The following is an 11,377-nucleotide window of genomic DNA, read 5'->3' as shown; positions in this document are numbered from 1 at the left end:
AACGCCCCACCCGCCGTCACCGACCCCTCGAACACCAACGGCCGCAACTCACCCCGAGCCGCATAGATCGCAGCGGTGTACCCCGCAGGCCCCGACCCGATCACGATGACGTCCCGAACGTCGCTCACCGCATCCCCTCGTCGATTGCCGCATCACCGGTTCAAGTCGTGCTGACCGTACACGGACTCGTGCCACGGTATGAAGAACCGCTTGAGCCCGTTCACCACGAAGTACAGCAGCAGGCCGAGAACCGACAGCAGGATGATGGTCGCGAACAGGGCGGGCGCGTTCAGGTCGTTGAGGGTGCGCACCACCAGATAGCCCAGGCCCTCGCTGCCGCCCAGGTACTCGCCGACGATCGTGCCGATGATGGCGAACACGATGCCGACCTCCATGCCGGCGAAGACGTACGGCATGGTGCTCTTCAGCTCCAGGTGCCGGAACGTCTGCCAGCGACTGGCGTTGAGGCTGCGCATGACCTCGCGCTGGCCGGACTCCACCGAGCGCACCCCCAGCTGCACGTTCAGCATGATCGGGAAGAACGCCAGCATCGCCGCCATGATCACCTTCGAGGTCATCCCGAACCCGAACCAGATCACGAACAGCGGGATCAGCGCCACCTTGGGCACCACCTGGGACGCGACGATCACGGGACGGAGGCTGAGCTCCAGCCACGGGACCTTGCCGAGCACCACGCCGATCGCCACCCCGGCCACCAGCGCGATGAGGAACCCGGCGATGGTCTCGGTCGCGGTGACCTGCGCGTGGTCCCATGTCGACCCGTCGGTGACCACGTCCTTGAGGGTGTCGAACACCTGCATGGGCGGCGGCAGCACCAGGTCGGAGATGCCGAACACCCGGACCAGCAGGTCCCAGGCGGCGAAGAACACCAGCAGGATCAGCGGGGTGCTCAGCCAAGGCAGCAGCTTGCGGGACCGGTTGCCGCTCATTCGTTCTTTTCCTCGTCCTCGTCGAGCGCGTGGCGCAGGTCGCGTGTGATGGTGCCGAACTCCGGCTCGGTCTGCACGTCGAGGCCGCGCGGCCGTTCGAACTCGATGGGCATCACCTGGCGGATCCGGCCGGGACGCGGCGTGAGCTGCACGACCCTGTCGCCCAGGAAGACCGCCTCGGTGATGTCGTGGGTCACGAAGACGACCGTGGCGTTGGTGGCCAGGGCGATGCGCTGGAGCTCCAGGTTCATGCGCTCGCGGGTGAGGGCGTCGAGCGCGCCGAACGGCTCGTCCATCAGCAGCAGCTTGGGACGGGTGCTGAGCGCCCTGGCGATCGCGACCCGCTGGCGCATGCCGCCGGACAGCTCGCGCGGGTAGGACCGTTCGAACCCGCCGAGGCCGACCAGCTCGGCCAGCTCCCGGGCACGGGCCAGCCGGGACGCCTTGTCGTCACCGCGCAGCCGGAGCGGCAGCGCGATGTTCTCGGCGACGGAGTACCAGGGGAACAGGTTCGCCTCCTGGAAGACCACGCCGAGCTGCGAGACCACCGAGGAGTCGACCTTCGAGCCGTCCCACAGCGAGTTGCCCTCGACCAGGATCTTGCCTTCGGAGGGGCTGAGCAGCCCCGCGAGCATGCGCAGCAGGGTGGTCTTCCCGCAGCCCGACCGCCCGATCACCGAGACGAACTCGCCGTCCTTGATCGTCAGGTTGATGCCGGAGAGGGCCACGGTGTGCGCGCGCTTGGTGTGGAACTCCTTGCCGACCCCGATCAGCTCCAGCTTGGCCACGGCCGGGGACGGAGAACTCGTGTCGTCGGAGTCAGGTCGCATGACCGGTGTTCCCGCGGTCCTGCCGACCGTGCCTGCGCTTTCGGCCGCCATCCCGCTCCTTCCTTCGGTGTCTGCCATGGATCCGTCCCGCCCCTCAGGACTTGGGCAGCAGGCCGTTGTCGTACCAGGACGAGGGGTCGGCCCCAGGCTTGAGGATGCCCGCGTCCGTCAGCTCCTTGTAGCCGGCCGCCCAGGCGTTCTGCTCGGTGACCAGCAGGGGCCTGTTCGGATCGCCGCCCGTCCAGCTCTCGCGCAACATGCTGAGGCTGGCCTTGGCGATCTTGTCGTCGTCGAGGGTGGCGAAGGAGTACCGGCCACGGAGTTTCCTCAGCACGCCGTCGAACGTTTTGTCGGCGACGAGCTCGGTCATGGCGTCGTGGATCCCGGCCAGGAAGGCGCGGAGTCCCTCGGCCTCCTTCTTCAGGGCGTCCTTCGTGGTCACGTACGCCTGCGAGTCGGCCTTGACGTACTTGGCCGGGTCGAACATGGCCGCGTCGGGGTTCTGGTTGATCAGGACGTTGGCGGTGTCGGTGCTCACCACGTAGCCGGCCAGCCGTCCCCGCTGCACCAGGTCGAAGGTGCCCGGAGAGAGCCCCACGACCTGCCGCTTGGTGCGCTTCGGGTCGATGCCGGCGCTGGCCAGGATGAGCGAGACGACCTTGTCGCTGGTGCCGCCCTCGGACGGGACGCCCATCGTCTTGCCGATCAGGTCCTCGGGCTTGTTCACCGGGCGCCGCTTGCTGTAGATGAGGCGCACCGTGGACGTCCGGAACGGCGTGGCGATGTTGACCAGCGGCTGGTTCCGCTCGGTGATCGCCGTCATGATGTCGATCTGGCCGACGCGCGCGACCGGCGCGATGCCCGACAGCAGCGTCTGCATCGCCTGGGGGGTGCCCCTGGCGGCCTGCAGCCGGACGTCCAGCCCGTGCTTCGTGAAGTGCCCGCCCGCGACGGCGAGCAGTTCCGGGGCGAGCGCGAGGGTGTCGAGCGGCAGCGGGCTCAGGAAGGTCAGCCTACCGTCGCCCCCGCCCCCGCTCGCGGCGGGCGAGCCGCATGCGGCGAGCGCGGGGCCGGCGGCCGCGGCGGTGACCGTGAAGGCCGCGCCCCTGAGGAATCGCCTGCGGCCGACGGGGGGCGGTGCGGATGGGGTGGTGGCGGACACGATCCGTCTCCTGTTCGGTTCCGGTCGGCTCACGCCGTAGCCGACCGGAATGAGACTCCCGCCACACTGCGGCTCTGACTACCCACGTTTCCGTATATCGGAAGACCGCATATCGGAAGACCGCGGGACGGAAGGGACGCGCGTGTCATACGGGACACCGGGCCGGGGCCGTGCCTGCGGGGCGCCCAGGGCGCGGGAGATGCCGCGGACGGTGGCCAGCAGGTGCGCCAGGCGCGGCGCGTACGGCTCGTTGCGCCGCAGGATCAGCGACAGCGCGGCGACGACCGTCCCGCCCGGACCGTGAATGGGGGCGGCGACCGAGGTGTACTCCTGGCGGATGTCGGTGGTGGCGTAGCCGTGCAGCCGGACGTCGGCGAGCGTCTGCCGCACCTGGTGCTCGGTCACCGGCGCGTGCCAGCTCGGCACCTCCAGCGGGCCGGTGACCACCTTCTCCTGAAGCTCGGGCGGCGCGTACGCGAGCAGGACGAGCCCGATGGCGGTGGCGTACAGCTCGTACCGGCCGCCGACCTGGGCACGGTCGGTGGCCGTCTCCGGGCTGAGGAGGCGTTCGAGGAACACGTACTGGTCCTTCTCCCTGACCGCCAGGTGGACGCCGCGCTGGGTGGTCTCGAACAGGTCCCGCATGAACGGCTGGGCGACCCGCTGCAGGCCGACCGACCTCGGCGCGACGGCCGCCACCTCCCACAGCCACAAGCCGATCCGGTACTCGCCGGAGTCGTCACGTTCCAGCGCGCCCCAGGCGAGCAGCTCGGCCACGATCCGGTGCGTGGTGGTGAGCGGTACGCCGGACCGGCGGCTGATCTCGGAGAGGCTCAGGCCGTCCGCCGCGTCCTTGATGGTCTCCAGGATGCGCAGCGCTCTGCGCAGCACCGATCGTTTCTCCTCGGTCATCGTCTTCGTCCTTACCGCGAGGACGGCCCGGCGCCGGGGGGTGGGCGGGCCGGGACGCCCGCGATCGCGGGCGCCGGAGCGTCGATTGTGCCCCATCCCGCCTTCCGATATGCGGAAAGTCCGGTAGTCACGGCTCGGCCGGGGAGCGATCTTCGGGAGGCGGGCGCGGCCCCGGCGAGCGCCGGAGCGCCCCCTCTGCCCGCACGATCCGACCGCACGATCCGGAGGTGCCGGAGACATGACAGGACGCGAGAGGCTACTCGACCCCACGGGCTTCGACGAGCGGACGGCCGACACCACGCTCGCGCCGCGGCCGGCCGGCCTCCGGGGGCTGACCGTCGGCCTGGTGGACAACACCAAGCCGAACGCGCAGGTGCTGCTGTCGGAGATAGCCGGCGAGCTGAGCCGCCGGTTCGGTACGAGCGGGTCCCGGATGTACACCAAGGGCTACTTCGGGACCCCCATGGAGGACGACCTGCTCAAGCAGGTCGCCGAGGAATGCGACGTGGTCGTCACGGCCGTCGGCGACTGCGGCTCGTGCAGCGCCGCCACCGTGGCCGACGGGATCATGCTGGAACGTGCCGGGATCCCCGCCGTGAGCGTCATCTCCGACTCGTTCCTGATGTCCGCGCGCGCCATGGCCTCGGTCCAGGGCTTCCCCGGATTCGAGTTCATCGCGGTGGAGCACCCCGTGGCCAGCCTGGACGCGGGTCAGTTGCGGGACCGCGTGCTCGCGGTGATGCCCGACGTCCAGCGCATCCTCGGCGCGGAAGCCTGAAAGGAAATCGAATGAGCACAGTCGCCGACGCCCCGCTGGCCGACGCCGCGGAGATCCGCTCCGCCCTGGAGTACTACGCCGGGCGGGACTGGACCGACGGGCTGCCCGTCGTGCCGGTCACCGAGTCCTACCTGGCCGAGTTTCTCGCCACGACGAGCCGCGACCCCGACGAGGTGGTCTTCGGCGTCCCGCATCTGAACCGGCAGTGCACGGTGCGGCTCGCCGCCATCAACGCCGTCCTGGCCGGCTGCCTGCCCGAGTACTTCCCGGTGGTGCTCGCCGCCTGGGACGCGTTCGCGGACGAGCCGTACCCGAAGAAGGGCATCTGGCAGAGCACGACCGGCACGGCCCCGCTGCTGGTGGTGAACGGGCCCGTCCGTGAGCGAATCGGCCTGAACAGCAAGGGGAACGTGTTCGGGTCGGGCTTCCGGGCCAACGCCACCATCGGCCGCGCCATACGGCTCACCGCCATCAACGTCTTCGGCCTCCGCCCGCACCAGCTCGACCAGGCCACGCAGGGCACGCTGGCCAAGTACTCCGCGTGCATCGCGGAGAACGAGGAGGAGAGCCCGTGGGAGCCGCTGCACGTCGAGCACGGCCTCTCACCGTCCGACAGCGCGGTGACCGCGATGGTAGTGCGGTCGTGCATGCACATCGAGGCCCGCCACACCCACCTGCCGGAGCAGCTCGGCCTGGACCTGGCCGACAGCATCAGGCGGACGGGCGCGCTCATCCACGAGACCAGCAGCGCGCTGATCGTCCTCGGCCCCGAGCACGCCCGCGTCTTCGCGGCGAACGGGTGGGGCAAGGACGACGTGCGGCAGTTCATCTTCGAGCACGCCGTGAACTCCCGTTCCGAGCTGGCGGCGGTCGGCAAGGACGCGGTCTCCCAGCACACCCGCTGGCGGCTCCCGGCCGACCACCCGGACGCGGTGCCGGACCACGCCAGCCAGAGCGACGACCCCGACCGGGTGCCCGCCCTGATCGCGCCCGGCGCGGTCCAGGTGATGGTGGCGGGCGCCAACAACGCGGGCGTCTCCACGATCATCGAGGCGTTCGGGCCGCGCGACCACGCCGTGGCGATCGCCCGGGTGGGTGACCTCGATGACTGACGCCCCGGAACTGGACGGCATGGATTTGGACTGCGCGCTGGGCGGGTTCCGCGACATGCTCGCGACCGACGGCTACACGCTGAGCTGGTCGCTGAACGGCGAGAACGGGGTCGTGGTGCGGATCGTGGCGGGCGAGGACGCGTGCGCCGACTGCCTGGTCCCGCTGCCGGTGATGGAGACGATCATGTCGAACGCGCTGGAGCCGACCCCGTACACGCTGGACCACATCGTCCTGCCGAGCGGCTCATGAGCCCGGCCGAGCGCCCGCGCCCGGCGACGGTCACCGAGCCGGCCCGCACCACGCCGGTGTACGGCGAGTTCGACGTGGTGGTCGTGGGCGGCGGCCCGGCGGGGATCATGGCGGCCACGGCGGCGGCCCGCGCCGGGCACTCGGTGATCCTCCTCGAACGGTACGGCTTCCTGGGCGGAGCGGGAACGGCGGGCGGCCTGAGCACGTTCTGCGGGCTGCACGCCAAGGTGTACGGCGAGCACCGGCGCGTCATCCACGGCCTGGCCGACGAGCTGCTGGAACGGCTCGCCAAGCTGGACGGCCTCTCCGAGCCGCACCTGACCATCAACGACGGCATCCTGGCCCAGGCGTTCGACATCTCCGCGTACAAGATCGCGGCGGACGAGCTGGTGACCGGCTCGGGCGCCCGGCCGCTGTTCCACGCGACGGCGGTGGGCGTGGTGATGGGCGACGACGACACGCTGGACGCGGTGCTGATCGAGTCCAAGTCGGGACGGGCGGCGGTGCGCGGCCGCGTCTTCGTCGACGCGTCCGGTGACGCGGACGTGTCGGCGTGGGCGGGCGTCACGTACGAGAAGTCGCCCGGCCACGACGGGATGCTGTACCCGTCGCTGATGTTCCGCATCAACGGGGTGGACGCCCGCGCCGCGGGCGAGGCGCCGTGGCGGACGGTCGAGCGGCTGATGGAGGAGGCCGAGCGCGCCGGGACACACACGTTCCCCCGCAAGAAGCCGATCGTCCGCCCGCAGCGCAACCCGCTGGAGTGGCGCGCCAACCTCACCCAGCTCAGCAACCCCGACGGCAGCGCCATCGACGGCACCGACGTCGACCAGCTCACCCATGGCGAGTTGCAGGGGCGGCAGCAGGTGCTGGACGCGTTCACCTTCATCCGGGACCGCACTCCGGGGTTCGGCGACTCCTACATCGTCGATCTGGCCCCGCAGATCGGGATCAGGGAGACCCGGCGCATCGTCGGCCGCTACCAGCTCACCGAGGACGACGTCCGCGACTGCGCCGACTTCCCCGACACGATCGGCGTCAACGGCTGGCCGATCGAGGCCCACGTGTCCGGCACGGTCGAGTTCCGGTGGCCGCGCGGCGAGAACCCGCGCGGGTACAACCAGCTTCCCTTCCGGATGCTCGTGCCGGACCGGATCCGCAACCTGTACGTGGCGGGCCGGTGCGCGTCGATGACGCACGACGCCCAGTCCGCCGCCCGGGTGACGGGACCGTGCTTCGCCATGGGCGAGGCGGCGGGCACGGCCGCCGGGCTCGCCCTGTCCTCGGGCGCCGACTGCGGCGCCATCGACGTCGCGGAGTTGCAGCGCAGGCTCGAACGGGGCGGCGCCTTCCTGGGCCGGGAGGCGTCATGACCGGGCGGCGCAGGCCCCTGCGCTCCAACTTCGCGCCGGGCAGCACCCCGTGGGCGATGCGCCGGGCGCAGTGGACGGCGCTCGGCCTCACCCCGGAGGACATGGAGAAGCCCAAGATCGCCATCGTCAACAGCTCCTCGGACCTGGCGAGCTGCTTCAGCCATCTGGACGGTCTCGTCGGGCCGCTGAAGCAGGCGATCCGCGACGCCGGCGGCATCGGGTTCGAGGTGCGCACGGCCGCGCCGAGCGACGCGATCACCAGCGCCGGGGCGGCGGGCCGGTACATCCTGCCCAGCCGCGACCTGATCGTCAGCGATATCGAGGTGGCGGCGGAGGGCGCGCTGCTGGACGGCATGGTGTGCCTGTCGTCGTGCGACAAGACCACGCCCGCGCATCTGATGGCGGCCGGGCGGCTCAACCTGCCGACGGTCGTGGTGTCGTGCGGGTACCAGCCGTCCGGCGTCTTCCGGGGCGAGGAGGTCGACTTCGAGGACGTGTTCCGCTACGCCGGCCACGTCGCCACCGGGCGGATGACCGTCGACGACCTGGCGGAGATGAGCGCCTGCGCGGTGACCGGGCCCGGCGTGTGCGCGGGCATGGGCACGGCCAACTCCATGCACATCGCCGCCGAGGCGCTGGGCATGGCGCTGCCGGGCAGCACCCCGGTGCGGGCGAACAGCCCGAAGATGTGGGAGACCGTGGCCGCCGCCGGGCGGCGCGTCGTCGAGCTGGTCGGGGAGGACGTCCGGCCGCGCGACATCCTGTGCGCCGGGGCGTTCCGGGACGCGGTCATCGCGATGCTGGCGATCAGCGGCTCGGTCAACACGCTCAAGCACCTCCAGGCCGTGGCGGTCGAGGCGGGATGCGACGTGGACGTCTACGCGCTGTTCGAGGAGTTCGCGCCGAAGGTGCCGCTGCTGAGCGCGGTGAAGCCGAACGGCGACCACGGCATCGCCGAGTTCGAGGCGGCGGGCGGCGCGCTGGGCCTCATGCACCGGCTGGCCCCCCTGCTCGACCTCGACCGGCCCACGGTGGCGGGCGTGCCGGTCGGCGAGGCCGTCGCGTCGTTCACCCCGGTGGAGTCCGCGGTGATCCGCCCGCTGGACAGGCCCTTCGCGCGTCACCCCGGCATCGTGGTGGTGCGCGGGTCGCTCGCCCCGGACGGCGGCGTGGCCAAGCGCACGGTCGCCGACGACGGCGTGCGCCGTTTCCGCGGCCCGGCCAAGGTGTTCCGCTCCCGCGAGGAGGGGCTGGAGGGGATCCGCGGCGGCGAGGTCCGGCCCGGCCAGGTCGTGGTGCTGACCGGGCTGGGCCTGCGCGGCTCTCCCGGCATGGGGCTGACCTCGGCGTTCGTGTTCGCCCTCGACGGCGCGGGCCTGGGGGACAAGGTCGCGTTCGTCACCGACGGGCAGATGTCCGGGCTGGTCAACCGGGGACTGGTGGTGGCCGAGGTGAGCCCGGAGGGCGCCGTCGGCGGCCCGCTCGGGCTGGTCAGGGACGGCGACGTCATCGCCATCGACCTGGACACCCGGTCCATCGACCTGGAGGTGACCGAGGCGGAGCTGGCCGAGCGCCGCGCGGCCCTGCCCGACACCGCTCCTCCGGCCGGCTGCGGCTGGCTGTCGGTGTACGCGCGTACCGTCGGCCCCCTCGGACGCGGCGCCACGCTGGGAGGCTGACCGACTGCTCGGCGTGACCAAGGGCGCGGACTGGGGCTGGGCGAGCGGCGTCACCCTCGGCCTGTTCATGAGCGCGGCGGTGATGCCCGCCACCGCGAGCACGCCGACGATGCCGCCGGAGCGCACGGTGGAGCCGGTCGCCCCCGGATGGTGCAGCCGTCCCTGGATGGTGCAGTCATGGGCGGCGCGCTACCTCCAGGTGGCCGGTGATGGGTAGGTGAACGTCCAGACGGACGGAAGGGGACGCGCATGCCGAAGGCGGTCAGGTTCAACGGGTACGGCGGGATCGACGTCCTGCGGGTCGTGGAGGTGGAACGTCCCGTGCCCCGCCCGGGGCAGGTGTTGATCAGGGTGAAGGCCGCGGGGATCAACCCGGGTGAGTCGTCGATCCGCGAGGGCCTGCTGCACCAGCGCTGGCCCGCGACGTTCCCCTCGGGACAGGGCAGCGACCTGGCGGGGGTGGCCGAGGAGATCGGCGAGGGCGTCGAGGGCGCGACCGTGGGCGACGAGCTGATCGGTTTCACGCACGACCGGGCCAGCCACGCCGAGTACGTCGCCGTCCCCGCCGGCAACCTGACACCCAAACCCGGGAACGTGCCGTGGGAGGCCGGGGGCGCCCTGTTCATCGCGGGGACGGCAGCGTACGCGGCGGTCCGCGCGGTGGGGGCCGGCGAGGGCGACACCGTGGTGGTGTCGGGCGCGGCGGGCGGCGTCGGCTCGATCGCGGTGCAGCTCGCGCGCAACGCCGGCGCCGACGTGATCGGGCTGGCGGGCGAGCGCAACCACGGCTGGCTGGCCGGGCACGGCATCCGTCCCCTCGCCTACGGCGACGGCGTCGCCGACCGGATCCGGGAGGCCGCGGGCGGACGGGTGGACGCCTTCATCGACACCTTCGGGCGGGGCTACGTGCGGCTCGCCCTCGATCTCGGGGTCGCCCCGGAACGGATCAACACGATCATCGACTTCGCGGCGGTGGCCGAGCACGGCGTCAAGGGCGAGGGCACCGCCGCGGCGGCCAGCGCGAAGGTGCTGGCCGAGCTGGCGGCGGCCATCGCCGCCGGGCGGCTGGAGGTCCCGATCGCCCGGACCTACCCGCTGGAGAAGGTCCAGGACGCCTTCCGGGAGCTGGAGAGGCGGCACACCCGGGGCAAGATCGTCCTGGTTCCCTGAGCGGCTGGGAGGCCGGTGCCGGCATGGGAACCATGGGGTCGGTGACGTTGGCGCTCTGCGGGGACGTCATGCTCGGCCGTGGTGTGGACCAGATCCTTCCGCATCCCGGCGACCCGGTGCTGCGCGAGCCGTCGGTGCGGGACGCCCGCGAGTACGTCTCGCTGGCCGTGGAGGCGAACGGCCCCCTTCCGAAACCGGTTCCCTTCGACTGGCCTTGGGGCGACGCCCTGGCGGTGCTGCGGGAGTCCGCTCCCGACGCCCTCGTGCTGAACCTGGAGACCAGCGTCACGCGGGACGGCCGGTTCGCCCCCGGCAAGGAGATCCACTACCGGATGAACCCCGCCAACCTGCCCTGCCTGGCCGCCGCCCGGCCCGACGTGTGCGTCCTGGCCAACAACCACGTCCTGGACTTCGACCTCCAGGGCCTGCACGACACGCTCGACGCCCTGGACTCCGCCGGTCTGCGGACGGCGGGCGCGGGCCGGGACGCGAGGGCCGCCGCCGCGCCCGCCATCGTCCCTGTCGAGGGCGGCCGGGTGCTGGTGTTCGCCTTCGGGATGCCCTCCAGCGGGGTCGATCCGTCCTGGGCGGCCACCGGGGACCGGGCCGGGGTCGCGTTCGTCCCCGAGCCCTCCGCCGCCGAGGCCGCCCGCCTCCTCGACCACGTCAAGCGCGTGAAGCGGCCGGGCGACATCGCGATCGCCTCGATCCACTGGGGCTCGAACTGGGGTCACCACGTCCCCCGCGACCAGGTCCGCTTCGCGCACGCGCTCATCGACGGCGGGGTGGACGTCGTCCACGGCCATTCCTCGCACCATCCCCGCCCGATCGAGGTGTACCGGGGCAAGCCGATCCTGTACGGCTGCGGCGACCTCATCAACGACTACGAGGGGATCGGCGGGTACGAGGGGTTCCGCGACGACCTCCGGCTGCTCTACCTGGCCACCTTCGCCCCCGGGACCGGCGAACCGGCCTCCCTGCGGATGGCCCCGATGCAGGCCGGGAAGATGTCCCTGCGCCGCCCCGGCGACGAGGACATCGCCTGGCTCCGCCAGACCCTGGAGGGGAGCAGCCGCGCGTTCGGCACCCGCGTCACCCGGGATCCCGACGGCCTGCTGTCCCTCGCCTGAGACGGGGCACGCCCCGGGTCGGCGGCCCGGC

General features: G+C 71.9%; 13 protein-coding genes. 8 read left to right on the top strand and 5 right to left on the bottom strand.

Features of this window, described 5'->3' with window-relative positions:
* From QSK21_RS34540 to QSK21_RS34520, 5 genes are all read right to left on the bottom strand, one after another.
* On the bottom strand, positions 1–128 hold a 128-nt coding region (locus QSK21_RS34540; protein ID WP_285701311.1), incomplete at its 3' end, for an FAD-dependent oxidoreductase.
* Between the two features lie 24 nt (positions 129–152).
* Positions 153–950, bottom strand: coding sequence for an ABC transporter permease (locus QSK21_RS34535; RefSeq protein WP_285701928.1), 798 nt, complete (start codon positions 948–950; stop codon positions 153–155).
* Positions 947–1,780, bottom strand: coding sequence for an ABC transporter ATP-binding protein (locus QSK21_RS34530; RefSeq protein WP_285701926.1), 834 nt, complete (start codon positions 1,778–1,780; stop codon positions 947–949). Before QSK21_RS34530 ends, QSK21_RS34535 begins: the two co-directional genes overlap by 4 nt.
* Before the next feature lie 94 nt (positions 1,781–1,874).
* Complete coding sequence (locus QSK21_RS34525; RefSeq protein WP_285701925.1) at positions 1,875–2,942, bottom strand: ABC transporter substrate-binding protein; 1,068 nt, start codon at positions 2,940–2,942, stop codon at positions 1,875–1,877.
* A gap of 78 nt (positions 2,943–3,020) precedes the next feature.
* Positions 3,021–3,854 carry an IclR family transcriptional regulator gene (locus QSK21_RS34520; RefSeq protein WP_285701924.1) on the bottom strand — a complete coding sequence of 278 codons (834 nt, stop codon included), beginning with the start codon at positions 3,852–3,854 and terminating at the stop codon, positions 3,021–3,023.
* A gap of 238 nt (positions 3,855–4,092) precedes the next feature.
* Between QSK21_RS34520 and QSK21_RS34515 the strand changes: the two genes are divergently transcribed.
* Genes QSK21_RS34515 through QSK21_RS34480 form a run of 8 tightly spaced genes read left to right on the top strand, consistent with a single transcriptional unit; the run spans position 4,093 to position 11,346 of the window.
* Positions 4,093–4,632: a UGSC family (seleno)protein gene (locus QSK21_RS34515; protein WP_285701923.1), complete on the top strand. Its 540-nt coding sequence runs from the start codon at positions 4,093–4,095 to the stop codon at positions 4,630–4,632.
* 11 nt (positions 4,633–4,643) lie between these two features.
* The gene (locus QSK21_RS34510) at positions 4,644–5,744 is read left to right on the top strand and encodes a hypothetical protein (protein ID WP_285701921.1); all 1,101 of its coding nucleotides are present in this window, start codon (positions 4,644–4,646) and stop codon (positions 5,742–5,744) included.
* Positions 5,737–5,994: a hypothetical protein gene (locus QSK21_RS34505; protein ID WP_285701920.1), complete on the top strand. Its 258-nt coding sequence runs from the start codon at positions 5,737–5,739 to the stop codon at positions 5,992–5,994. The genes QSK21_RS34510 and QSK21_RS34505 overlap by 8 nt, the downstream gene beginning before the upstream one ends.
* Complete coding sequence (locus QSK21_RS34500; RefSeq protein WP_285701918.1) at positions 5,991–7,367, top strand: FAD-dependent oxidoreductase; 1,377 nt, start codon at positions 5,991–5,993, stop codon at positions 7,365–7,367. The genes QSK21_RS34505 and QSK21_RS34500 overlap by 4 nt, the downstream gene beginning before the upstream one ends.
* Entirely contained in the window at positions 7,364–9,046 is a 1,683-nt protein-coding gene (ilvD, locus tag QSK21_RS34495) for a dihydroxy-acid dehydratase (protein WP_285701916.1), read from the top strand. Before QSK21_RS34500 ends, ilvD begins: the two co-directional genes overlap by 4 nt.
* A gap of 13 nt (positions 9,047–9,059) precedes the next feature.
* Positions 9,060–9,263 carry a hypothetical protein gene (locus tag QSK21_RS34490; RefSeq protein ID WP_285701915.1) on the top strand — a complete coding sequence of 68 codons (204 nt, stop codon included), beginning with the start codon at positions 9,060–9,062 and terminating at the stop codon, positions 9,261–9,263.
* 32 nt (positions 9,264–9,295) lie between these two features.
* On the top strand, positions 9,296–10,216 hold the full coding sequence (locus QSK21_RS34485; RefSeq protein ID WP_285701914.1) for an NADP-dependent oxidoreductase: 921 nt from the start codon (positions 9,296–9,298) through the stop codon (positions 10,214–10,216).
* A 32-nt stretch (positions 10,217–10,248) separates the two neighbouring features.
* Complete coding sequence (locus tag QSK21_RS34480) at positions 10,249–11,346, top strand: CapA family protein (protein WP_285701932.1); 1,098 nt, start codon at positions 10,249–10,251, stop codon at positions 11,344–11,346.
* Positions 11,347–11,377 lie beyond the last annotated feature (31 nt).

It is taken from the genome of Actinomadura sp. NBRC 104412, assembly GCF_030269515.1.
Lineage (GTDB): Bacteria > Actinomycetota > Actinomycetes > Streptosporangiales > Streptosporangiaceae > Spirillospora.
Note: the sequence above shows the minus strand (reverse complement) of the source record. Positions and strands in the feature narration are given on the sequence as shown.